At 32.8% G+C, this 22,528-nt stretch carries 25 protein-coding genes; 12 read left to right on the top strand and 13 right to left on the bottom strand.

The features are described 5' to 3' along the window. The first annotated feature begins 14 nt into the window (after window positions 1-14). The 8 genes from accB (at window position 15) to GSY47_RS22535 (ending at window position 5,414) form a co-directional block, all read left to right on the top strand. Entirely contained in the window at window positions 15-500 is a 486-nt protein-coding gene (gene accB, locus GSY47_RS22570; RefSeq protein WP_091494574.1) for an acetyl-CoA carboxylase biotin carboxyl carrier protein, read from the top strand. A gap of 111 nt (window positions 501-611) precedes the next feature. Continuing rightward, complete coding sequence (gene accC, locus GSY47_RS22565) at window positions 612-1,958, top strand: acetyl-CoA carboxylase biotin carboxylase subunit (protein WP_179001924.1); 1,347 nt, start codon at window positions 612-614, stop codon at window positions 1,956-1,958. A gap of 346 nt (window positions 1,959-2,304) precedes the next feature. Then, window positions 2,305-2,601 carry a hypothetical protein gene (locus GSY47_RS22560; protein WP_179001922.1) on the top strand — a complete coding sequence of 99 codons (297 nt, stop codon included), beginning with the start codon at window positions 2,305-2,307 and terminating at the stop codon, window positions 2,599-2,601. A 75-nt stretch (window positions 2,602-2,676) separates the two neighbouring features. Continuing rightward, a complete protein-coding gene (locus tag GSY47_RS22555; protein WP_179001920.1) occupies window positions 2,677-2,973 on the top strand; it encodes a hypothetical protein in 297 nt (98 codons plus the stop codon). Window positions 2,974-3,001: 28 nt separating this feature from the next. After that, window positions 3,002-3,292: a hypothetical protein gene (locus GSY47_RS22550; RefSeq protein WP_179001918.1), complete on the top strand. Its 291-nt coding sequence runs from the start codon at window positions 3,002-3,004 to the stop codon at window positions 3,290-3,292. Window positions 3,293-3,309: 17 nt separating this feature from the next. Beyond that, window positions 3,310-3,603 carry a PepSY-like domain-containing protein gene (locus tag GSY47_RS22545; RefSeq protein WP_109190852.1) on the top strand — a complete coding sequence of 98 codons (294 nt, stop codon included), beginning with the start codon at window positions 3,310-3,312 and terminating at the stop codon, window positions 3,601-3,603. A gap of 17 nt (window positions 3,604-3,620) precedes the next feature. After that, on the top strand, window positions 3,621-3,917 hold the full coding sequence (locus tag GSY47_RS22540) for a hypothetical protein (protein WP_179001916.1): 297 nt from the start codon (window positions 3,621-3,623) through the stop codon (window positions 3,915-3,917). 129 nt (window positions 3,918-4,046) lie between these two features. Continuing rightward, window positions 4,047-5,414 carry a sigma-54-dependent transcriptional regulator gene (locus tag GSY47_RS22535; protein WP_179001914.1) on the top strand — a complete coding sequence of 456 codons (1,368 nt, stop codon included), beginning with the start codon at window positions 4,047-4,049 and terminating at the stop codon, window positions 5,412-5,414. 30 nt (window positions 5,415-5,444) lie between these two features. Here GSY47_RS22535 and GSY47_RS22530 read toward each other — a convergent pair whose 3' ends face one another. Together GSY47_RS22530 and GSY47_RS22525 are read right to left on the bottom strand one after the other, a co-directional pair. Continuing rightward, the gene (locus tag GSY47_RS22530; protein WP_179001912.1) at window positions 5,445-7,880 is read right to left on the bottom strand and encodes a hybrid sensor histidine kinase/response regulator; all 2,436 of its coding nucleotides are present in this window, start codon (window positions 7,878-7,880) and stop codon (window positions 5,445-5,447) included. Between the two features lie 180 nt (window positions 7,881-8,060). Continuing rightward, the gene (locus GSY47_RS22525) at window positions 8,061-9,962 is read right to left on the bottom strand and encodes a S9 family peptidase (RefSeq protein WP_179001910.1); all 1,902 of its coding nucleotides are present in this window, start codon (window positions 9,960-9,962) and stop codon (window positions 8,061-8,063) included. 213 nt (window positions 9,963-10,175) lie between these two features. On the opposite strand from GSY47_RS22525, the gene GSY47_RS22520 reads away from it, so the two are divergent. Genes GSY47_RS22520 through GSY47_RS22505 form a run of 4 tightly spaced genes read left to right on the top strand, consistent with a single transcriptional unit; the run spans window position 10,176 to window position 13,459 of the window. Beyond that, window positions 10,176-11,288, top strand: a complete 1,113-nt coding sequence (locus GSY47_RS22520) for an NAD(P)/FAD-dependent oxidoreductase (protein ID WP_179001908.1) — start codon at window positions 10,176-10,178, stop codon at window positions 11,286-11,288. After that, on the top strand, window positions 11,288-12,073 hold the full coding sequence (gene mtgA / locus GSY47_RS22515) for a monofunctional biosynthetic peptidoglycan transglycosylase (RefSeq protein WP_179001906.1): 786 nt from the start codon (window positions 11,288-11,290) through the stop codon (window positions 12,071-12,073). The genes GSY47_RS22520 and mtgA overlap by 1 nt, the downstream gene beginning before the upstream one ends. Further along, window positions 12,060-13,019, top strand: coding sequence for a lipid A deacylase LpxR family protein (locus tag GSY47_RS22510; protein WP_179001904.1), 960 nt, complete (start codon window positions 12,060-12,062; stop codon window positions 13,017-13,019). The genes mtgA and GSY47_RS22510 overlap by 14 nt, the downstream gene beginning before the upstream one ends. Before the next feature lie 29 nt (window positions 13,020-13,048). Next, window positions 13,049-13,459 carry a hypothetical protein gene (locus tag GSY47_RS22505; protein ID WP_179001902.1) on the top strand — a complete coding sequence of 137 codons (411 nt, stop codon included), beginning with the start codon at window positions 13,049-13,051 and terminating at the stop codon, window positions 13,457-13,459. 27 nt (window positions 13,460-13,486) lie between these two features. Here GSY47_RS22505 and GSY47_RS22500 read toward each other — a convergent pair whose 3' ends face one another. From GSY47_RS22500 to GSY47_RS22450, 11 genes are all read right to left on the bottom strand, one after another. Then, on the bottom strand, window positions 13,487-14,491 hold the full coding sequence (locus GSY47_RS22500; RefSeq protein WP_179001900.1) for a PDDEXK nuclease domain-containing protein: 1,005 nt from the start codon (window positions 14,489-14,491) through the stop codon (window positions 13,487-13,489). Window positions 14,492-14,662: 171 nt separating this feature from the next. Next, complete coding sequence (locus GSY47_RS22495; protein WP_179001898.1) at window positions 14,663-15,823, bottom strand: leucine-rich repeat domain-containing protein; 1,161 nt, start codon at window positions 15,821-15,823, stop codon at window positions 14,663-14,665. A gap of 11 nt (window positions 15,824-15,834) precedes the next feature. Continuing rightward, window positions 15,835-16,398 (bottom strand): hypothetical protein, encoded by a 564-nt coding sequence (locus GSY47_RS22490; protein ID WP_179001896.1) that lies wholly within the window; start codon window positions 16,396-16,398, stop codon window positions 15,835-15,837. A 61-nt stretch (window positions 16,399-16,459) separates the two neighbouring features. Continuing rightward, a complete protein-coding gene (locus GSY47_RS22485) occupies window positions 16,460-16,828 on the bottom strand; it encodes a VOC family protein (RefSeq protein ID WP_179001894.1) in 369 nt (122 codons plus the stop codon). A 23-nt stretch (window positions 16,829-16,851) separates the two neighbouring features. Next, the gene (locus GSY47_RS22480; protein WP_179001892.1) at window positions 16,852-17,883 is read right to left on the bottom strand and encodes an oxidoreductase; all 1,032 of its coding nucleotides are present in this window, start codon (window positions 17,881-17,883) and stop codon (window positions 16,852-16,854) included. A 574-nt stretch (window positions 17,884-18,457) separates the two neighbouring features. Further along, window positions 18,458-18,889: a YybH family protein gene (locus GSY47_RS22475; RefSeq protein WP_179001890.1), complete on the bottom strand. Its 432-nt coding sequence runs from the start codon at window positions 18,887-18,889 to the stop codon at window positions 18,458-18,460. 145 nt (window positions 18,890-19,034) lie between these two features. Beyond that, the gene (locus tag GSY47_RS22470; RefSeq protein ID WP_179001888.1) at window positions 19,035-19,625 is read right to left on the bottom strand and encodes a hypothetical protein; all 591 of its coding nucleotides are present in this window, start codon (window positions 19,623-19,625) and stop codon (window positions 19,035-19,037) included. Beyond that, entirely contained in the window at window positions 19,612-20,064 is a 453-nt protein-coding gene (locus GSY47_RS22465; RefSeq protein ID WP_179001886.1) for a hypothetical protein, read from the bottom strand. The genes GSY47_RS22470 and GSY47_RS22465 overlap by 14 nt, the downstream gene beginning before the upstream one ends. Next, window positions 20,065-21,081: a hypothetical protein gene (locus GSY47_RS22460; RefSeq protein WP_179001884.1), complete on the bottom strand. Its 1,017-nt coding sequence runs from the start codon at window positions 21,079-21,081 to the stop codon at window positions 20,065-20,067. Beyond that, the gene (locus GSY47_RS22455; RefSeq protein ID WP_179001882.1) at window positions 21,072-21,824 is read right to left on the bottom strand and encodes a leucine-rich repeat domain-containing protein; all 753 of its coding nucleotides are present in this window, start codon (window positions 21,822-21,824) and stop codon (window positions 21,072-21,074) included. The genes GSY47_RS22460 and GSY47_RS22455 overlap by 10 nt, the downstream gene beginning before the upstream one ends. Window positions 21,825-21,842: 18 nt before the next feature. Further along, entirely contained in the window at window positions 21,843-22,442 is a 600-nt protein-coding gene (locus tag GSY47_RS22450) for a hypothetical protein (protein ID WP_179001880.1), read from the bottom strand. Window positions 22,443-22,528 lie beyond the last annotated feature (86 nt).

Raw genomic sequence — 22,528 nt, 5'->3', positions numbered from 1 at the left:
AAAAACGAATCATTATGGATTTAAAAGAAATTCAAAACCTAATCAAATTTGTTGCAAATTCGGGCGTTGCAGAAGTGAAGTTAGAAATGGATGATGTAAAAATCACAATCAGAACAACTTTAGAAACAAATGTAACTGAGGCAACTTACGTACAGCAATTACCTGCTCAGGCAGCTTTACCTCAAGCACAAGTGCCACAAGTTACAGCTCCAACAGTTGTAAATGTAACTCCAGAAGCACCAGCTGCTAACGATTCTAAATATATTACTATAAAATCTCCAATCATTGGAACATTCTATAGAAAACCATCTCCAGACAAACCAGTTTTCACAGAAGTGGGAAGTACTGTATCTAAAGGTGATGTTCTTTGCGTAATTGAAGCAATGAAATTATTCAACGAAATCGAATCTGAAGTTTCTGGTAAAATTGTAAAAATTCTTGTTGACGATATGTCTCCAGTTGAATTTGATCAACCTTTATTCTTAGTAGATCCATCATAAATAAATTTAGATTTTAGATTTTAGATTTTAGATTGATCTGGCAGAATTAATATCGCAGACATCTAAAATTATCTAATTCTCAAATTGTCTAATTATCTAATTAAAATTAAGATGTTTAAAAAAATATTAATTGCGAATAGAGGAGAAATTGCACTACGTGTAATTCGTACATGTAAGGAAATGGGAATCAAAACTGTTGCAGTTTACTCTACAGCCGACGCAGAAAGTTTACACGTTAAATTTGCTGACGAAGCGGTTTGTATTGGCCCTCCTCCGAGTAACTTATCGTATTTGAAAATGTCAAATATTATTGCAGCTGCAGAAATTACAAATGCAGATGCAATTCATCCAGGTTATGGATTTCTTTCTGAGAATGCTAAATTCTCTAAAATTTGTCAGGAACACGGAATCAAATTTATTGGTGCGGCTCCTGAAATGATTGACAGAATGGGTGATAAAGCTTCTGCAAAAGCGACAATGAAAGCGGCAGGAGTTCCTTGTGTACCAGGTTCAGATGGATTATTAGAATCTTACGAACATGCGCAAAAAACAGCTAAAGAAATTGGCTATCCAGTAATGATGAAAGCTACTGCTGGTGGTGGTGGAAAAGGAATGCGTGCCATCTGGAAAGAAGAAGAGCTTTTAAAAGCTTGGGAAAGCGCGCGCCAAGAAGCAGCTGCAGCATTTGGAAATGACGGAATGTACATGGAGAAACTTATTGAAGAGCCACGTCATATCGAAATTCAAGTTGTAGGTGATGCTTATGGTAAAGCTTGCCACCTTTCTGAAAGAGATTGTTCTGTACAACGTCGTCACCAAAAATTAACGGAAGAAACTCCTTCTCCGTTTATGACAGACGAACTTCGTGCTAGAATGGGGGAAGCTGCTGTAAAAGCTGCTGAATTCATTAAATATGAAGGAGCAGGAACTGTAGAGTTTTTGGTTGACAAACACAGAAACTTCTATTTCATGGAAATGAATACTCGTATTCAAGTAGAGCACCCAATCACAGAACAAGTTATTGATTATGATTTGATTCGTGAGCAGATTATGGTGGCTGCTGGAATTCCGATTTCAGGTAAAAACTACCTTCCAGAATTACACGCTATCGAATGTCGTATTAATGCTGAAGATCCTTATAACGATTTTCGTCCTTCACCAGGAAAAATTACTACGCTTCATATGCCAGGAGGACACGGAGTACGTTTAGATACTCACGTTTACTCAGGATATAGTATTCCGCCAAACTACGACTCTATGATTGCTAAGTTAATTACAACGGCACAATCTCGTGAAGAAGCGATTAGCAAAATGCGAAGAGCTTTGGACGAATTTGTAATCGAAGGTGTGAAAACTACAATTCCTTTCCACAGACAATTAATGGATGATCCAAAATATATTGCAGGAGATTATACAACTGCATTTATGGATACATTTAAAATGAATAATCCAGAATAATTATAAAAGGCTGTCAATTTTTTGACAGCCTTTTTTCTTTTATAAGCCTTTATAAATTCCAATATTAAAATTCCAAATTCCAAAATTTGGAACTTCTACCCTCAAAAGCTTTGGAATTTGGAATTTTAAAATTTGAAATTTCCTTTCAAGGTTACACTTTAAGTGTTTACTTATTACACACCTTTTTTCTCTTTTACACACCTTTTTGCTTTTTGCTTTTTTTGTTATATCTCATAAAAGCCTTTAAAAACAATACTTTACGAGGTTTGGCATAGTTCTTTTTCATTACGGCATAATAATTTCATTATCTAAAGCGTAAACAACTATTAATTTAAATATATACGTTATGAAAAATTTATTTTTATCAGCCGCAATTGTCTTAGGAAGTTTAACTTCATTCGCTTCAACTACACAAGTAAACAATACAATCGTAAAAACGATTTCTGTTGAAGAAGAATACACTGAAATCAAACTAGAAGAATTACCAGCTGCAATTTCTGAAGCTTTGAAAAAAGCATATCCAGATGCTGTAATTACAAAAGCATATAAAAACGAAAAATCTGAGTATAAACTTGATGTTACTGTTGGTGACAAAGTTGGAAATCTTTTCGCTAATGCAGACGGAACTTGGATTAAAAAATAATCTAAATTGTAGGTTTTGTGAAAATCCAGATCAAGAATACTAAGATCAAATTAACAACATTAAAATATAATTATCATGAAAAATTTATTTCTATCAGCCGCAATCGTTTTGGGAGGTTTAACATCATTTGCTTCAACTTCGCCAATTTCAAATACTATCGTAAAAACAATCTCTATTCAAGATGATTATACAGAAATTAAAGTAGTGGAAGTTCCAACTGCAATTACAGATGCGCTTAAAAAAGCATATCCAGATGCAGTTCTAACAAAAGCGTTTAAAAATACTAAAAATGAGTATAAGCTTGAAGTAACTGTTGGAGACAAAACAGGAAATCTTTTTGCTAACGCAGACGGAACTTGGATTAAACAATAATTAAATCTAACCCTAAAAAACTATTACTATGAAAAAGTTAATCTTATCGGCAGCAATTGTTTTAGGCAGTTTGTCGATGCACGCAGAAACCGCTGCTGCAACCAACCCAATGGTGCAGACAGTTAATGATCAGGATGGATATAAAGAAGTAGACGGAGTTCCGGCAGCTGTAAAGAAAGGCTTAGACGAAGCTTATCCTGGTGTAGTGCTTGAAAAAGCATGGGTAAATGACAAAAAGGAGTACAAAATTGAGATAACCGTTCGTGGTGAAAAATCGATCGTTTATACAGACGCTTCTGGTAACATTCTTAAAAAATAATTTAAACCATAAATATTATGAAAAAGTTAGTTTTATCAGCAGCGATTGTTTTAGGAAGTTTATCGGTTAATGCCACAGTTCTTCCAGCGATTTCGATCACTCAATCAGTACTAATTCAAGATGAATATACTGAAGTAGCTGCAGACGCCGTTCCGGCAGCAGTGAAGTCAACAATTGAAAAATCTTTCCCGAATACTAAGCTTGAAAAAGCTTATAAAAACGCGAAAAACGAGTACAAACTTGAAATTTCAAGCGGAGACAAGAAGTACACTATTTTTACAGATGCTTCTGGTAATATCATCAAAAAATAATTAAAAAAATCAGCATCATGAAAAAGTTAATCTTATCAGCAGTTATCCTTCTAGGAACAATGTCAATTCATGCCAATGTATTGCCTGTTTCAGAAGATGCTAAAACGACTGTAGTTATTCAGTCAGAATACACAGAAGTTGCTGTAGATGCTGTGCCTGCAGCTGTAAAAACAGCTTTGCAGGCAGCTTATCCGGGAGCAAAACTGGATAAAGCATTTGTAAATGATAAAAAAGAGTACAAACTAGAAATATCAGTTGGAGACCAAAAGGCTACTGTTTACTCAGATGTCAATGGTAACTGGTTGAAGATATAATTAGGTGAATTTAGATTTATGTTTTTGGTGAAAAAGAGATTGCGTCGTGCAATCTCTTTTTTTTTTGCATAATTTTGTGAAAATCCAATTTTAATAGTCTTATTTTAGCAAAAAACTCCCTAAAAGCAAATGCCCAAGATATTATTGATAGAAGATGACATCGCGTTTTGTAAATTATTAGAAAAATTTCTAATTAAAAAAATGTTTGATGTAACGATTGCTTTCTCTGCTGCAGAAGCACGTACTGCGGTTAAAAACGAATCTTTTGATTTGATTTTGACTGACCTTCGCTTACCTGATTCTGACGGTATTGGTTTGATGTCTGAATTTAAAAACGAATACCCACATATTCCTGTTATTTTAATGACAGGTTACTCTGATGTTAATACTGCAGTTAAAGCCATAAAAAATGGTGCAGCCGATTATATCTCGAAACCTTTCAATCCTGACGAGGTTTTGCTTGTGATTACTAATGCATTGCAGGCTCCAAAAGAAGAACAGCAAGAAGAAACAGAAGCTCCTGCTAAAAAGAAAAAAGCAGTAAAGAAAACAGCTTCTTCTCCTGAAAATGAATTCGTGAGAGGAATTTCGGTTGCTTCTAAAAAACTTTGGGATCATATTCAATTGGTAAGTCCAACAGATATGTCGGTTTTAATTATTGGCGAAAGTGGCACAGGGAAAGAAATCATTGCCAAAAGCATCCATCAGCAGAGCCAGAGAAAAAATAATAATTTTATTGCGGTCGATTGCGGCGCAATTCCAAAAGAATTGGCAGCAAGCGAATTTTTTGGTCACTTAAAAGGTTCTTTTACTGGAGCAATAAGTGATAAAATGGGTTATTTTGAAGCGGCAAATGGCGGAACTTTATTTTTGGATGAAATTGGAAATCTTTCATACGAAAACCAAATTCAGTTGTTGCGAGCGCTTCAGGAAAGAAAAATTAAGCCCGTTGGAAGCAATAAAGAAATAAACGTTGATATACGCATTATTACAGCTACGAATGAAGATTTACGCGAGGCGGTAAAAAATGGCGATTTTAGAGAGGATTTATACCATAGAATTAATGAGTTTTCGATTCAGTCTCCATCTCTAAAAGACCGAGACGAAGATTTAATGGTTTTTGCCGATTATTTCCTTGAAAAAGCCAACGAACAATTGAATAAAGAGATCATTGGATTTTCGCCAGAAGTGGTTTCGATTTTTCAAAATTATAGTTGGCCAGGAAATTTACGTGAATTACAAAACTGTGTAAAACGTTCGACTCTTTTATCTAGAGGCGATTTTATAGAAAGTGATGTGCTTCCGGCAGAATTCTTTCAAATTCAAAAGCAGTCAGCAGCGAGTGGTAGTTTTTCATTGTCTGAAAATGAAAAAGAAGCTATTATTCATGCTTTATCGAAAGCGCAGAATAATAAGTCTGAAGCAGCCAAGCTTCTGAAAATTACCCGAAAAACACTTTACAACAAATTGAAACAATACAATATAGAATTAGAATAAAGCGCTTTATTTGAAGCGCTTTTTCTTTTTTTATATTTCCTGTTTTAATGCTTCAAAAAGAACAATAACTTTTTGTTCTAAATCAGAATAAATACTTTTAATGTCAAGCGTATTTAAATCTTCTTTTTCCAAAGTCTTTAAAATTTCTCCAATTTCTTTTGCCTGAATTTGTCTGAACATTGGAGCAATTCGGTGCGAAATTGATTTTATTTCATCGTGGTTAGTATCGCTTACTGCTGTTTTCAGAAGATTTAAATTATCATGAGTGTTTTCTATAAAAGATTTTAAAACTTCTTTTAAAGCAGAATCGTCCTGACCTAGAAAGTCCTTTAGAGTTTCTAACGAATACATCTGAGAAGCACTATCTTCATCATTTTCTATTGTTTCTGCAACAGGAATTTCTTCATGATCCAAAATGTGCTGGATAGTTTCTAGTAAAATTTTTGGCGAATAAGGTTTTTTGACAACCGTTGTAAATCCAGCATTTTTGTAAACCGAAAGATCTAAATCAGTTCGTCCGGTAAGTGCAATAACAGGCTGGTTTTTGAAAGTAGTTTCCGGGAGTTCTTTTAGCTTTTCTAAAAACATAAAACCATCGATTTCCGGCATCTGAATGTCAGTAATCACAAAATCAAAATGCGTATTTTGAATGGTTTCTAGTGCTTTCAAAGGATTAGTGAAAGAATAAACTTGATGTTGTTCTTGTTTTAAAACACCGCTGGTTAAGTTCAAAAGATTGATGTCGTCATCAACTACAATAAAAGTCTGTTTTTTGCTGTTTTTCAGAGGTTTGCTTATGGCCTCATTTTGAACAGGCTGACTATTATCAAAAAATAAAGGCAGTTGAATTGTAAAAGTACTTCCTTTTCCAAAAATACTATCCAAGCTTAAACTGCCACCCAAAATAGAAATAATTTTTTTACAGATAGATAATCCTAAACCAGTGCCTCCATATGTTTTTTCAATGTTTTCATTCGCTTGGGCAAACTCTTCAAAAACTAATTTCTGATTGGCTTTTTCAATTCCTATTCCAGTATCTTGAATAGAGATAGTAAAAGTGTCCTCTTCATCCGCATAAGCAGCAATTCGGATATGACCTTGTTCTGTAAACTTATAAGCATTTCCGATAATGTTGGTCAGAATTTGTTTTAATCGAAATGGATCACCAACGATGCGTTTCTGAAATTTTTCATCAACATTAATAATAAGATCAATATCTTTTTGCTTGTAAACAGTCTGGATATTTTGGGCAACATCTTCAATGATTTCAGGAAGTAAAAACGGAACTTTTTCAATCGAAATTTTTCCGGCCTCAATTTGTGAGAAGTCTAATAAATCCTGAACCAGCTGTGTAATATACTCAGATGAATTTTTGATGTTTTTGATAAAATAAGACTGCTTAGTATTCACATCTGAATTGCCTAAAAGTTCAGAATATCCCACAATGGTGCTCAAAGGCGTTTTTAAATCGTGGCTTACCGTAGAGATTAATTGTTCTCGGCTTTTAAGCAGATTTTTGGTCTTGAAATTGGCTATTTCTAACTGTTTTTTATAGACCTGAGATTTAGAATAATCACTCACAATCAAAATAGAGAAAAATACAGTTAACAATAAACCGATAACAGCAGAAGCAGTTACAATTTCGTTGACTCTTTTTAAAGATTTTTCTTTTAATGAATTATTTTTGATCGAATTGATGATGATTTCTCGTTCAATAATTCGAAGTACTTTTCTTAATTGATCAGAAATTGCCATTTCGTTCTGAAGCAATTTATTTTCTTCAAAATTCAAAGATTCTTTTTTCTTTTCGGCTTTTAATTTTACGGTACTTAAGAGTTTTTTAGAATTCGCCAAAATAGAATCAGAAGCTTTTTTGCTCAGCGTATTGGTGCTGTCATCCGGAATATTGGAGTTTAAATAATCAACATAGCGTTGCAGAACACTTCGCTGATAACTTCCTAACTGATTTGGGTTTTTTGTAAAATCCTGCAGTTCGAGTTTTCTCAGGTTAAACTCCATTTTTGTGATTTCGTCAATCGCATTATTAACCGAAGTTTCGTCGTCTGCTTTATTCTTGATTTCTTTTAATTGCTTGATGTTTTTGGTCTTTTCAGACAAAAGAAAAGTCACACTGTCTAAAAGTGTTTTCTGATATTCTGTAGTAACAATTTGTTTTAGAGTATCAAGACGAAGACGAAGCGAATCGGTTTCAATCAAATAATTTTTAAAATCTTTTTCAGAATTGCTTTGAATGGTTTGTCGCGCTAAACTTTCCGTTTTGTAAACATTAGAAAAAAGTTTACTGACTTTAAGGATTTTGGTCTTTTCGAAAGCAATTTTATCTTCCAGTTTGTTATAAACGACATTTTCCGAATACAAAAACCATCCGACGGTTACGACCAAAGCCAATAAAGCAACATAGCTGAATAAAACTTTAAGTGCGGTGTAACTTTTTTTGGTCTCCATATTTTACTGAAAGGTTTTTGGGGAAATTTGGGAATATTATAATGTCCTGCAATTTATCTAAAAAAATCTGTTTTAAGAACAGTGAAACTACTGATAATGTTATATAATTGTAAGGTGTATAAAGCAAAACAGCCGTAGATTATGTAAAATCTACGGCTGTTATTTATAATTTTTTAACGATTATAATGTTTCGCTTAACCATTTGAAAAACTCACCTTGCCAAACCTGAGCATTTTGAGGTTTTAAAACCCAGTGATTTTCTTCTGGGAAATATACAAATCGGCTTTTGATTCCTCTTAACTGCGCAGCCTGAAAAGCTTCTTGTCCTTGTCCGATTGGCACACGGAAATCTTTTCCGCCTTGGAAAATCAAAATAGGTCGGTTCCAGTTCTGAACCAAAGTTGCAGGGTTGAAAGTGGTGTAGGCTTTTTGAGCAACAGCATTATCTTTTTCCCAATATGCACCTCCAAAATCCCAGTTGTTAAAGAAAACTTCTTCAGTTGTTCCTAACATCGAAACGGTATTGAAAACTCCATCGTGAGCAATGAAAGTTTTGAAACGGTTTTTATGAATTCCAGCTAAGTAGAATACAGAATATCCTCCATAGCTCGCTCCAACGCAACCTAAACGGCTTTTGTCAACATAACTTTCTTTAGCAACATCATCAATTGCAGAAAGGTAATCGTCCATAACTTGTCCACCCCAATCTTTACTGATTTGCTCGTTCCATTCTACACCATGTCCTGGCATTCCACGGCGATTTGGCGCAACGACTACATAACCTTTAGCAGCCATTAATGAGAAATTCCAACGGAAAGAATACGATTGTGTCAATGCGCTTTGCGGGCCGCCTTGGCAGTATAATAAAGTTGGATATTTTTTTGAAGCATCAAAATTTGGAGGTAAAATTACCCAAACCAACATTTTTTTGCCGTCGGTTGTGGTAACGTAACGTCTTTCTGTTTTGCTTAATGTTAGAGATTTGTACGTTTCAGTATTTACATTAGAAAGTTGTTTCCAAGTGTTTTTCTTTAAATTAAAAGAAAAAATTTCGCCAGCATGATTCATGTCTGTTCTAGTCACGATGATATCATCTCCGGCAAATCCAACTAAATCATTTACGTCAAAATCTCCTTTTGTCAATTGCTGAACATTGATTGCGATTTTAGTCAAGCCAGGAAAATTAACCGAAAAAATTTGTTTTGTACCATCAATTGGCGCTACAAAAAATACTGTTTTTCCGTCTTTGCTCCAGATAAAATTATCTACAGTTCCGTCCCAGTTTGCTGTTAAGTTTTGTTTCATTCCTTTAAACTCAACAATAATATCATTTTTATCAGACTCATAACCGTCACGTTTCATTTGCAACCAAGTTAAATTTCCTGTTGGAGAAAATTGTGGCGCTGTATCGTAACCTAAATTACCATCTGTTTTATTAACCGTTTTTTGAGTTTCCAAATTGTACTCATAAATATCGGTATTGGTAGAAATAGCATAAGCCGTTCCTGCTTTTTTCTTGCAAACGTACAAAATGCTTTTGCTGTCTGGCGACCAGATATAATCTTCGTCACCACCGAAAGGTTTTTGCGGAGAATCAAAAGTTTCGCCTTTTAAGATATCGATTCCTTTTGCGCCGTCTTTATTTTCTTTATAAAAAACATGGTTGAATTTCCCTTCGTTCCAGGTATCCCAATGACGGTAATCTAATCCGTCGTAGATTTGCGCATCCGATTTTGTCAGGTTTGGATAAAAATCTTTACCTAAAACTTTGTCGATTTTTACTTCTTCGTTATAAACAACATATTTTCCGTCAGGAGAAATGTTTTTGTCTGTTAAGATGTCTTTAGTGTCTTTAATTTCAACTGCATTTCCACCTGTTACAGGAATCGTATACAATTTTGAAGACGATTTATTTTCTTCAACAGAAGGTGTAGAAACTTTAAAAACAACATTTTTTGCATCTTTAGAAATGCCAAGAGGTGTTACTCTTCCTAATTTCCATAACAATTCCGGCGACATTACATTCTGTCCGATAGCGTTTAAACTCATCATTATTAAGGTTGTTAATACTACTTTTTTCATAATCAATTATTCTATTTTTTGTGGCGCTAAAAATACAACAATTAAAATCCAATTAGTTAAATTCCAAATCCCAATTATTGTTAAAATTCTAAACTTACCTGCGATATTTTTTTTCGCCACGAATTCACAAATTTTTATTCACAAAGATTATCAAAATATAATTCGTGAATTCGTGGCGGAAAAAAATCATTATTTTTATAAAAAACTCTAAAAATGGAATTAAGTTATTGGGAATTAAAAAACTGGTTCACGAATGTAGATTACACTATCGTAGGAAGTGGCATTGTTGGTCTGCATACTGCTTTGCGCTTACGCGAAAGATTTCCAGCAGCTAAAATTCTGGTTTTAGAAAGAGGTATGTTGCCGCAAGGTGCGAGTACCAAAAATGCCGGTTTTGCCTGTTTCGGGAGTCTTTCTGAAATTTTGGAAGATTTAAAAACACATTCAGAAGAAGATGTTGTAACTCTGATTGAAAAACGATGGAAAGGTTTGCAGTTGCTTCGAAAAAAACTTGGAGATTCGGCAATAGATTTTAAACCTCATGGTGGCTATGAATTGTTTTTGAAAGAAGATGAATTCGGGTTTAATGAATGTATTTCGAGAATGCCGTTTATCAACGAAATCTTAAAACCACTTTTTAAAACAGATGTTTTTACCAAAGAAACAGACCGATTTGGATTTGGAAATGTTCAGGATTATTTAATTTTTAATCCGTTTGAAGCACAAATTGATACCGGAAATATGATGCAGGAATTACTAAGACAAGCAGTTTCAGAGAATATTTTAATTCTCAATCAGCAAACCGTAACCTCTTACGCAGATGCAGGAAATCATGCTGAAGTAGTTCTAAATGATTTTAGTTTTAAAACCCAAAAACTGCTTTTTGCTACAAATGGTTTTGCCGGATCTCTCACAAATGGAGCAGTTAAACCAGCCCGAGCACAGGTTTTAATTACAGAACCGATTCATAATTTAGACATAAAAGGAACGTTTCATTTAGATAAAGGGTATTATTATTTTAGAAATATAAATGATCGAATTTTATTAGGCGGAGGAAGAAACCTAGATTTTGAAGGTGAAACGACAACTGAATTTGGTCAGACGAAAATTATTCAAAATAAATTGGAAGATTTACTGAAAAATGTAATTTTACCAAATCAGGATTTTCAGATTGCACACCGTTGGAGTGGCATTATGGGAATCGGAAATAGTAAAAATCCTGTTGTAACTCAACTGTCTGAAAACGTGTTTTGTGGAGTGCGTTTAGGCGGAATGGGAGTGGCAATAGGCAGTTTAATAGGAACAGAATTAGCAGATTTAATATAATGGGAGTAACCAAAAGACCAATTAAAAAAACAACAACCGCAAGCAAACCTAAACCTAAAACGGCTTCAAAGAAAGGAAATCGTTCTTGGGGCGAAAGAATAAAATGGTTTTTTATAAAAGCTGCTTTATGGTTTTTTGGAATATCTATTGGGTCGGTTATATTTTTTAAATATGTTCCAGTTCCGTTTACGCCATTAATGCTTATTCGTGCCATCGAAAATAAATGGGCTGGAAAAGAAGTTTACTTTGACCACGATTGGGAACCGATTGAAAAAATTTCCATGAATCTGCAAAAAGCAGTTATTGCCAGCGAAGATGCTACTTTTTTAACACACAACGGTTTCGATTTTAAAGCGCTTCAAAAAGCCTATAAAAGTAATGAACGCGGACGCCGAATTCGTGGAGGAAGTACAATCTCACAACAAACCGCTAAGAATGTCTTTTTATGGCAGGGTAAAAGTTATTTCCGTAAAGGTCTTGAAGCTTATTTTACTGTTTTGATTGAACTAATTTGGGGTAAAGAACGTATCATGGAAGTTTACCTAAATAGTATTGAAATGGGGGACGGAGTTTACGGAGCTTATGCCGCAACAGAACATTGGTACCGCCGAGATGCTTCTAGTTTAACGCCAATGCAGGCGGCGGGAATTGCAGCAATTCTTCCAAATCCGAGAAAATTTAAAGCTACAGGTTCTTCAAGCTATATTAACAGAAGAAAAGAACGAATTGTCCGCGAAATGCGATACGTTGGAAAAATCAATTATAAAGGAGATGAGAAAAAGTAAAAAAGCTCTTTTTGCTTTTCTGATCTTGACCACAACGTTGACTTTTGGACAAGGAAAAACTTCAGAAATAGGTTTTATATCAGACAATGATTTATACACTTCGTCTAAAAACGATATGTATTATACCAACGGATTGGAATTTTTTTATCGGTTTTTATCAAAAAATGATAATGAAAAAATCAATAAGAAAGTCACAGAATTTCGTGTTGGACAATACATTTATAATCCGAGATTTATCAATGAAACTGCAATCGATATAAACGATCGTCCTTTTACTGCTTATCTTTTTGCAGAAGCTGGAAGAAGCTTCTTTTATCAAAGCGAGTCCGTTTTAAAGACTAATTTCCAGTTAGGATTTATGGGGCCAAATGCTTTGGGAGAAGAAACTCAGGTTGGATTTCATAAAATTATTGGATACAAAAAAGTCTATGGCTGGGAAAATCAATTGCATAATGCTTTTGCTGTCCAGGCGCATGTAATGTATTCTAAAAAAATGTTTCCATCAAAACACAATGATTTTGTCGATTTGCACTTTCATTCCGAAGCCAATTTAGGAACTATTTTCACAGGACTTTCAACTGGTTTTATGGCGAGATTTGGATTTAAAAAACTGCTTCCAATCTATGATTCTAATATGTATCATGCTTCTGTAAACTCACAGGTACAAACAGATATTAGAGAGTTTTACTTTTATGCCATGCCAAGTGTCAATTATCAGTTTTATGATGCCACGATAGAAGGCAGTATGTTTAATGATACAAGTCCGGTTACTTTTGACTTGGAACCGCTTCGATTTAATGCAGAAGCCGGCTTAAAATACCGACACAACAATTTTAATATTTCGTATTCTTTTCTTTATCGCGGAAGAGAATTAAGAGATCCCGGAATTGATACCAATGCTGGATATTTTTATGGATCGATAAGGATGGGGTTTTTGATTAAATAATCTTTTTTAAACAAAAAATTAAAATCAATATGATTGGATATTTTGTTTTCTTCGTTTTCGTAGCTATTTTTGCTTATGTAAGTGTCAAATGGGGGACATTTTTGATTTCAGATTTAATAGCTGGATTTATTTTATTAGTATTCTTTACACATTATCATTTTAGAAATGATCTTGACAAAAAAGCTGGAATTATGGTCTTTTTTGTTAACCTCATTCTCTATGTTCTTCTTTTTATTTCTTCTGTATTTATTTATTTTGACCAAGAAAATGAAAAAAAGACTTACTGGATATTTACCATTCTTGCTTCTTTTCTTTTAGTTATGTTGGAAAAAATGGTATTAAATTTTGATGATGCTTTTCAGGGTATGTATGTTCCTGTCGCGTTAGCTTTTTTTCCGATGTATCTTTTGAAATATTATATTAAATATATAAGAGAATAGATTTAAAAGAAATTTTTTCAACAGAAATTATTCTTTATCATCCAATTTTTCTATTTCCTTTTTTACTTCGGCTATTAGTTGTTGTTCGGTTGGGAGATATAGTTGATACTTACTTGCGATAATTGTTTTGTTGTTTTCAGGGAGGGTTATTTTGGCCATTGCATCGTTTTTGTCGGCACATAACAAAATTCCGATGGTTGGATTTTCAAAATCTTGTTTTTCAAAACGATCAAAGTAATTTACATACATCTGTAATTGTCCAATGTCCTGATGCGTTAATTTATCTGTTTTGATTTCCACAATAACAAAAGCTTGTAATAGCCGATTGTAGAAAACAAGGTCAGCAAAAAAATCATCGCCATCAAGATGTATGCGCTTTTGTCTTGCAACAAAAGAAAATCCGTTGCCTATTTCGAGTAAAAAATCTTGTAAATGTGTGATGATTGCATTTTCCAGATCTTTTTCATAGTAAGAAGCTTCTCGTTTTAATCCTAAAAACTCCAATATCATTGGATCTTTGATAATATCCTTCGGTTCTGTTGGAAGCTTTTCCTGTCTGGCAACATTCAATACCGATTTTACATCGTTGCTTAATAAAAGACGTTCAAATAGTTGACTGTTTACCTGTCTTTCCAATTCTCTGGCTGTCCAGTTGTTTTTCTCTGTTTCAGCAATATAGAATGTTCGTTTGTCTTCATTTGCAATACTTAATAATGTTTTATAGTGTGTCCAGCTAAATTGCGTCCGCAGTGCGGACGTATTTGGAAATATTCTGTAAAATTGTCTATATCTCTCCAATTGTCTTACTGAAAAGCCACTGCCAAACTTGGGCTGGAGTTCATTGGACAATGATTTTATGATAAATTCGCCATATTTTGCCCTTTCTTTACCGTCTTGTTCTTCTTCCAAAATCACTTTTCCGATTTGCCAATACATCAGCACTCGTTCCTTATCGACAGAACGGATGGCTCTATTTTTTGCATCGGAAATAATGTTGTGTACTTGTTGTATGAGTTCTTTTTTTAGTTGCATAAGTGTTCCAAAACAGGTTGTGTTAAGGAAATAAAATTAAAAGCAGAAGTATTGGAAGAGAGCTAGTAAAAGTTATAATTGTATTATAATAAGTTAATAGTGAGCAACTAAAAACAACAAAGCCACTTCTGTTTGAAATGGCTTTTATTTATTTTTTAATAAAAGAAAAAATCAATACGTCTCATAAATTATTTCATCGCTCATTTTAAGTTTTGCATCAAAAGAAACATATAAAAATAACCTGCCAGCAGGAGAATCGCCGGCATCGTAACCTATTTTGAACGATTCTTCATCATTAAAAATAATCTCTGATGGTTTTAGAATTTCAATATTTTCATCTGGATGTTTTTGCTGAATAAATGCCAAAGCTTTCTGATTTAGCTGAGCGAAATTTTTATACAGTTTTGTAATGATTGAACTTAATTTTTCAATTTCTTTTTGGGTTCGGGCTTCTGTTGAAACGTAAAGTTCGGAATCTTCAAAAACTAAGGAAGCAGAATAATTTGAGGACGAAATATCATATTTGAAAACCGCAATTCCGTCAATAATATAATCTTCTTCTTTTATAAGATTATTGGCGTAATCTAAGGATTCTAATTTAGGATTGTGACTTGTATCGAGTCCAGATATTTTATTGTCTGAACAGTACAGTCTTTTAAGCATTGTATTTTGACTAATATCTAAAATGGAAATATGATTATAAAAACAACGTAAATCTTCGAGTTCTTTGTTGTTTTGGAGATTAAGCTGTTTGAGTACATTATTACTGCATCGTAAGGTTTGCAATGAAATACATCCGCTCAAATCGAGACTCAATAAACCATTCTGACTGCATTCTAAATGTTTAAGATGAGGTTTTTCTCCTAATTCTATTCCAAAAATGTGATTGTATGAGAAGTCGAGTTCTTCTAAAAGCGGATTGTTTTCTGTAGAAAGATCGGTCAATAAGTTCCAATGACAGATAAGCTCTTTTAGAAGAGGATTATGTTTCAGATTTATTTTTTTTAACCGATTGAAACCGCAGTTCAAATGCTGAAGTGCTGTATTGGCTGATAAATCAAGATACAGAATTTCATTCTCATTACAGATTAATTCTTCTAACTGCAAATTATGGCTGACATCGATAGACTGAAGTTTATTGTAAGAACAGTTTAAACTTTTTAAAGAAGTAAAATATTCTAATCCGTTTAGATTTTTTAACTTTTGTACATTCAAATCCAGTGAAACAATATTTTCGACATCATTTGTTTGAATTGTTGTTTTATCCTGAGAGAAATTCTCCAGAACATATTGTTTAAAAACAGAATCGGTAAAAGAATGGGTAATATCCATAATTGAATTTTTTAATCTAGTTCCATATCTTTTGTTAAGTCATCCCACTTTTTATTGAGGTATTCTTTTGTATAAGTTAGCATTTCAGGACTAATGTCGTAGGTTGTTTGTACCGTTGGACTTAAAATGGCTTTTCCTTCTTCAAAATGAATATAGACATGTACACCATTGTCTCCCCAAAAGAAAGGAAAAACAATTGCCATATTTTCTACACTTTCACTTACATATTTTTCCAGACTAATGATAAATGCAAACATTGGAAGCATTTCCAAATAATTTTCACTAAAAAACATAATTCCCCAATGCCATTCTTGGGTAGTTTCATCATAATCTGAAAAAGCCATTGCTTCCTGATAGCTAATCCAGCCGTTGAGAATTTCTTCATTGCTATTATTATCGTCATAAAAACGAAGTAATTTGCTGGTCAGAGGCATTTTAGAATACATTTTTCGACTGTCCCACCATTTTAGCCAGTTATCGTTTAGTTCTGGTTTTTCGGGAGGACTGCTTAAAAATTTGTCAAGCTGAAGTTTGGTGATTTTTACTTTACAGAATAGAGAACTTAATTCAGACATGATTTTGTAATATTTTAAATTTCGTTTTTAGATATAAAAAAGTTTCCGGCATGAATTCCCATTACCACTCCATAAAGAGAATAGAATGATTATCAGGGTCTTTTAAGAATAATGCCATTCCGTCGGGATATTCCCAAGGGCCGGAAAATGTACTGCTTTTCATTTTGTGAGGATTTGATTCTGAAGTTTCGGTAACATGATTTTTAATAAATCTTTCGTATGTTTCCCCTATATTGGCTTCATTTATCTCAATATTTCCTGTGTTTAGAGGTCTTTCTTCGGTACTTATTTTAAGTTCAAAATGGTTGCCAATTGGAACAGAAAAACCTTTTGAACTTTTTAAATCTTCTTCATCAAGATCAAAAACCTTTTTGTAAAAATCAAAGGACTTTTGAAGATTTATACTATAAAACCAAGCTGAAATTCTCATAAAAATATTTTTAGATTATTATTTTAATGGCGATTATCACATTGAAGGTAAATTTCTTCGTTTGATTTATCTATAATAGAAATGGCTGGACAGCCAAAAGATTCATATAAAAAACCAAAGACAACTTCTGGTTTATTCTTAAAAAGTTTTCCTGTATATTGTTCAACAGCATCGTCTCCGTTTTCATAATTTAATGAAGTAGGAGATGTGCCTTCGCTTTGACTGTATAATTTTTCAATTATGATTTCTTTGGTTTTGGAATCAGTAACTAAAAGACGTCTGGCATAAATTATTTTATTGCTATCTAGATAATCCTGTAAAAAATACTGATAACTGCCTGTTTGATAAGAATAAGTATTTCCAGCGTTGGTGCCCTTTAGCGTATTTTTATCTTCTTTTTTTAAAGATTTAGACGGATACTCTTTTTGAGCAATTTTTTTCCATGAAATTGGTTTTAAACCTTCTTTCGAAAACGGATTTTCTTTACCAACATAGACCAAAGCATCCCGATAATATTCACTAAATCCATTTAGATTTTTTTTGTTGATTTCAAAACCAATCATAAAATCGTAATTATGATATGGCCAGTCTTCTTCTGAAGAATAACCGTTTAACATCGCCACCGTTTTTAAATTTTTGACTAAAAAAGAAGCCAATTTGTTTTTGGCATAATCGTAAACAAAAACAGAATCGGTTTCTTGAATGTTGGTTTTAGAAAGAAATCTTTTTCTATAGTTTTTAGAAAAAGCAAAATACTGAGCATCATGTTTTCCTAGTTTTTCAATGTTAGGTAAAGCAAGAGTATCTTTTTCGTCGTCTACAGGATAAATATCCGAAAGCGAAACAAAAGCAATATCACTACTGTCTTTTGGCATAACCGTAAACAAATTGATACTTTCTTTTCTCGGAGTTGCTTCACCTTCCTGTAAAGAATCGGTTTCTACAGTTGTATTTTTTGATAAGTCCTGCTGTTGCGATTTAGCTGACTCCTTTTTGTTGCAGGCAGATAATAAGATTAAAAAACAGGCAGATAATAGGAACGGTTTTATTGTCATTTTACAGTTGTGGATTTTAATTTATTATTCGTTATGTACGAAAGTACTTTAATTTGTTTAAACTTGAAAGTGAAAGCTTAGTCAATTTTTCTGTTTTTCAACATTCTTCTAAAAAATAAATAAGCAGTGAGACATATTATTAAATGAGGTAAAACCAGCATTGCTAAAAAATTCCAGCCCGATAGGAGTATATCGGAATTAAATTCCTTTACAGATAAATCGCCTATCATAAAACAAAACAATGTTGTAAACGAAATCAGGCAATAAGTTGCTAATGAATAAAATCTGTTTTTTCTAATAGGTTCATAATGGTTCAGAAAAATGGTAACGGATGAGAGAGACAAGAACAAAACAAATCTTAAAGAGAAAAAAAAGGACAAATTGGAAAGTATAATCAGCCAGAAACTTTTAGTCTCATCTTGTATCTCAAAAAAACGATACAATAAACCACCTGAAATTAAAAGACTGAACAGTATAATCAGCAACCATGTTTTAATAAAGTAAAATGTCATTGTTTTGCTATTTTCTTTGTAAATAATTATCGATTAATTGTTGATTTCCTCCTTATAACTTTTTATCCCGAATGATCAATATACAAATACCAAAGACCATTTATTTTTCGCATTATCCCCGAAAATTGTCCCGAACTATTTTTTCCATTTGGAGCTTCGACACTAAATTTGGCGCTTACAAAAGCATCTTTTTTTGAAAGAGGTTCAACAACAAAATCGGTCATGGTTAGTTTTCCCATTCTTTCTTTTGGCCAGTATTTCTGAAAGAAATCGGCAATATTGTTTTTTCCATAAACTACACCGCCGCTGTAAATCATTCGAACAGAATCTAGAGGAGCATAAAATTCTAGATAACCTTCAAGATCACCATTATTCCAGCAGGTTTGCTGTGCTTTTAAACGATCAAGAATCTGTTGCACAATTTTATCCTGACAATTACCATTAAAAGAAAGCATGAGAAAGAATCCGAGAAATAGAAATTTTAAGTATCGCATAGTTTTGTCTAATTAGTAAGTATCAAATAGATAAAATTATAAAAACAAATAAGGAAAAAGAGCTGAGAAAAGCCATCAATATGTTGAAATAAGTTTAATTGATTTAAGACATTTTATCAATTAAATGTTAGTCCATAACGATAAATCAATTGTTTTTTATTTTGATAACATTTCCTGTTTTTTTATCAAATGTAATTGTTTTGTTTGGGCCTCCATAAAATAGCGTCAGCGTAATGGTAGTATCGGTTTCATTTTTAAAAATGATGTCTTTTGCAGTTCTGATCTTTATATCCAGATTATCATTCATAAGCTCTGAATCGGTGCATTTAATAATTCTTTTTTCAAAAAATCCTTTTTTCTCAATGATTTCAAGCCATGGATAAACCATTGGGCCATATCCTACAATCTGAGCTCTGTAATTTTCATTGAGATTTTTATTAATATATAAACCTAATGAAGTGGTTGAGTTTACCAATGCATAAAAAGGAAGCATCATGGCAATAATACTCAATGCAAATGTTATTACTAAAGCGACTAAAAGAAGTTTGGCTAAAAGCTTTTTCCAAAAAACAATAATGATGACAAAACTCATAAACAGCCAAAGCCAGAACAAAATTGCATCACTGTAATAACCCCGAAGACTTATTGCTTTAAAATAATATAAGGCACAGTCCAATATGGAAATTGCGCTTAGAATAAGATAAAATCGCAGTATTATTTTTTTATTTAAGCTCATACTTTTTCGAAATAAATTTTAAACAAAAAATTACAACAATAGATAAAACCATAATAGCCAGAAAAGAAAGTGAAAGCGTATAATGCAATTCTTCGTTAAAAAGATAAGTGCTCCAGGAAGATTCTCTATCTACAAAAATGGTGTAGTTCCAGAAAAACCAAACTGAAATTAGACATAGCAATTGAATTATGATTCTTATCGGTTTGTTTTTGATAAAATAGAGTAACAGAAAAACAATCGTTAGAATAATGGTCGTAAATACAGACATTAAATAAGCATCATCAAAAAAACTACTGTCAGGATTTCCGCTGGATACTCTTTCAGACAGACTTCCCATTGCCCAGTAAATTTCTGTGAAAGTGGTCAGAAAAATTAATAAAGGAATCGCAAGGGATCTTTTAAGAAATTGAATGGTTTTATTTAATAGTGATTGTTCCATTTATTTACAATTGGTAATAATCTGTTCTTTTGATGGATTTGATTTATTGCCTTGAAGTTCTATTTTCTCAATTTTATTTTCTTTAAGAAGGCGACTGAACGGACAATAATTTTCGAAGCTTTTGTTCTGAAAAAAATACAGCAGTTTTATTACTTTTAAATTTGGAAACGTAATATTTCCATTGATTGTTTTGTTTTCGTTTAAAGCGAAAAAGCCATTTACAGTTTCCAGTTTTTCTAAAGATATCGAGGTTAGTAAATCAGAGTACTCAACGCTGAAATTTTCATGTACAGTTTGCAGATTTTTAAAACAATTTAATGTTTTGATATCGCTGTTCATAATCATAACCGTTTGAGTTTCTTTAATCTGATTAAATCCATCCAGTGTTTGAAGTCCCGAATTTCCTATGATAAATATTTTTTTTGCTTTAACTAGATTATTAAAACCGGAGATTTCTATTAAAGGATTTTCGGTGTATTTGCCACTGTTGTTTCCAAAAGTAATATCGCCGTTCACTGTAGTTAATTTATCAAAACCGCTAATCTTTTTTAATTCACATCCTGAAATAGTAAAATGTCCGTTTACCTGTTCAAGGTTTGTTAATCCCTTTACTGACTCCAGATTTTTGAGTTTGAGCACCAATAATTCGCCGTTGATTTTTTGGATACTTGAAAGTGCATTCAAATTTTGAATTTCCTTCGATAAATCTGAAGATAAAGTATCGCCAATAATTAGATTTCCATTGATATAAGTGTATTTGTTTTGTCCAAAGTCATCAACCTCTTTCTGAGTTTTTAAATTGATGTTTCCTTTGAAAACTTTATCTGTTTTTGCAATTTCTAAATTCATAGTCTCTATTTTCTCATTTGAAGCCCCGTTGGACATTCTTTCAGACAGATTTTCCATTCCCCAGTAAGTTTCTATAAAAGAGGCTGTGAAGAACAATAATGTCATTAGTAGTAATGTCGTGAAAAACAGAATAATTTTATTTTTCAAGATAATAGCCGTTACTGCCATATTTTACGTATTAGTTTTAATAATTTCGGCGATTCATCTTCTTTATTTTGTTGCTCTATTTCTGTCAAAGATATTTTAACAACATTAGCTTTTTCCCATTCTTCATACGTTGGCTGTTTCAAATTTTTCCCTCCTTTATGGGCATGATCTACATATCCTTTTGGAGATTCAGGAAGTTTTTCTTCGCATTCTTTCGAGCATAAATTCGCAAGTAATGGTAGATTATCTGTTCCAGTTCGCAACGTTATCCATAACTGGTTTGTTTCGTTGTAGCTGATTTCTTTCTTACAGATACTGCATTTTAATGAATTTCCTTTATATCGTACAGGGTTATGGTCAAGTAACGGAAATCCTTTTCTGTTTTTGTAGTTCCCATATAAAACTCTTGTGCTCACCCTGCTGTTTTTTAGGTTTTTACAATTTATTATTTCATAAGGAAACCAAAACAAGTCATATGAAGTATAAGGGTCAAAATATTCGAGAGATTCCATTTCTCCAATTTCCGGCGGAATTCTTTTTAATTTGCTACCATACAACCATATTTTTTTTACTTTTTTAAGCTTTGCAATGCTTTCAGGTAAAGTATATATTTGAGAATACAATTCGTAACCTAAAGCCTCCAAGGGAGAAAATTCTTCGATGTTTTCATCATAAACTTTATCAATGTATTGACATAATTTAATCCATGCTTCAGAGTCTCTGTCTTGTACGTCGTTTTTTATTTTGGAAATTCTCTCATTCATAATCCTTTACAAATAAAATTATTTATCTGTTTTTTCATTCTCAATATAATTTTTGACTATTTCTAAAAACTCGTCTTTGGTCAAATAACGCTTAAGAAATTCTTCGAGAGTGCCTTCGTTTTCAATTTCACTGAAAAAGACTTCATGATCGGTAGAATAAACTGTCGGGTTTTCGGGATTTGGATCTGTTAGACAGATAAAAAACTGATCAGGATATCCATAGGAATAACAAATACAGATAAAATCTAAATCGCCACCTTCAACTACTTCTCTAACTTCAGCTTCATCTATTAATCCGTCAAACTCTTCAAAATCTTTTGTGCCTTGTTTAAAAGGGGTAAAAAGAAAATTTCTGTAAAAATCCTGTCCGTACGGAAGTTCGTGATCAGAGAAAAAATGATTTAGTAATTGGTCATAAAATTCCTTTCTGTTTTCCTGATACAATTCACGGTTATCGGCATAAAATTCATCGGCTCCGTATAGTTCATCTTCATAATAGTCGGTATATAAAGGATGACTGAATTCGATTGACTGTAAATCTTCCTGTAATGAATTTCCTTTTACTTTGTCTATGTTTCCGCCAATTTGCTGGATTCGGTCTACTATTTCTTTTTTCATTTTTTGGTGTTTAGTGTATTTGAATTTTCGTTGGCTATAGTATTCGGTGTTGTCGTTTTTAAAAAGGATTGACGCTATAAACAAAA

It is taken from the genome of Flavobacterium quisquiliarum, assembly GCF_019308285.1.
GTDB classification, from domain to species: Bacteria; Bacteroidota; Bacteroidia; order Flavobacteriales; family Flavobacteriaceae; genus Flavobacterium; species Flavobacterium quisquiliarum.
This window is presented reverse-complemented; position numbering and strand designations above follow the sequence as displayed.

Coding starts and splice junctions, on each gene's coding strand:
- GSY47_RS22540 (WP_179001916.1), top strand. CDS start 3,621: ATGAAAAAGTTAATCTTATCAGCAGTTATCCTTCTAGGAACAATGTCA.
- GSY47_RS22450 (WP_179001880.1), bottom strand. CDS start 22,442: ATGAAAAAAGAAATAGTAGACCGAATCCAGCAAATTGGCGGAAACATA.
- GSY47_RS22505 (WP_179001902.1), top strand. CDS start 13,049: ATGATTGGATATTTTGTTTTCTTCGTTTTCGTAGCTATTTTTGCTTAT.
- GSY47_RS22490 (WP_179001896.1), bottom strand. CDS start 16,398: ATGTCTGAATTAAGTTCTCTATTCTGTAAAGTAAAAATCACCAAACTT.
- GSY47_RS22470 (WP_179001888.1), bottom strand. CDS start 19,625: ATGAGCTTAAATAAAAAAATAATACTGCGATTTTATCTTATTCTAAGC.
- GSY47_RS22510 (WP_179001904.1), top strand. CDS start 12,060: ATGAGAAAAAGTAAAAAAGCTCTTTTTGCTTTTCTGATCTTGACCACA.
- GSY47_RS22465 (WP_179001886.1), bottom strand. CDS start 20,064: ATGGAACAATCACTATTAAATAAAACCATTCAATTTCTTAAAAGATCC.
- GSY47_RS22555 (WP_179001920.1), top strand. CDS start 2,677: ATGAAAAATTTATTTCTATCAGCCGCAATCGTTTTGGGAGGTTTAACA.
- mtgA (WP_179001906.1), top strand. CDS start 11,288: ATGGGAGTAACCAAAAGACCAATTAAAAAAACAACAACCGCAAGCAAA.
- GSY47_RS22550 (WP_179001918.1), top strand. CDS start 3,002: ATGAAAAAGTTAATCTTATCGGCAGCAATTGTTTTAGGCAGTTTGTCG.
- accC (WP_179001924.1), top strand. CDS start 612: ATGTTTAAAAAAATATTAATTGCGAATAGAGGAGAAATTGCACTACGT.
- GSY47_RS22530 (WP_179001912.1), bottom strand. CDS start 7,880: ATGGAGACCAAAAAAAGTTACACCGCACTTAAAGTTTTATTCAGCTAT.
- GSY47_RS22560 (WP_179001922.1), top strand. CDS start 2,305: ATGAAAAATTTATTTTTATCAGCCGCAATTGTCTTAGGAAGTTTAACT.
- GSY47_RS22475 (WP_179001890.1), bottom strand. CDS start 18,889: ATGCGATACTTAAAATTTCTATTTCTCGGATTCTTTCTCATGCTTTCT.
- GSY47_RS22495 (WP_179001898.1), bottom strand. CDS start 15,823: ATGGATATTACCCATTCTTTTACCGATTCTGTTTTTAAACAATATGTT.
- GSY47_RS22485 (WP_179001894.1), bottom strand. CDS start 16,828: ATGAGAATTTCAGCTTGGTTTTATAGTATAAATCTTCAAAAGTCCTTT.
- GSY47_RS22460 (WP_179001884.1), bottom strand. CDS start 21,081: ATGGCAGTAACGGCTATTATCTTGAAAAATAAAATTATTCTGTTTTTC.
- accB (WP_091494574.1), top strand. CDS start 15: ATGGATTTAAAAGAAATTCAAAACCTAATCAAATTTGTTGCAAATTCG.
- GSY47_RS22535 (WP_179001914.1), top strand. CDS start 4,047: ATGCCCAAGATATTATTGATAGAAGATGACATCGCGTTTTGTAAATTA.
- GSY47_RS22545 (WP_109190852.1), top strand. CDS start 3,310: ATGAAAAAGTTAGTTTTATCAGCAGCGATTGTTTTAGGAAGTTTATCG.
- GSY47_RS22520 (WP_179001908.1), top strand. CDS start 10,176: ATGGAATTAAGTTATTGGGAATTAAAAAACTGGTTCACGAATGTAGAT.
- GSY47_RS22525 (WP_179001910.1), bottom strand. CDS start 9,962: ATGAAAAAAGTAGTATTAACAACCTTAATAATGATGAGTTTAAACGCT.
- GSY47_RS22480 (WP_179001892.1), bottom strand. CDS start 17,883: ATGACAATAAAACCGTTCCTATTATCTGCCTGTTTTTTAATCTTATTA.
- GSY47_RS22500 (WP_179001900.1), bottom strand. CDS start 14,491: ATGCAACTAAAAAAAGAACTCATACAACAAGTACACAACATTATTTCC.
- GSY47_RS22455 (WP_179001882.1), bottom strand. CDS start 21,824: ATGAATGAGAGAATTTCCAAAATAAAAAACGACGTACAAGACAGAGAC.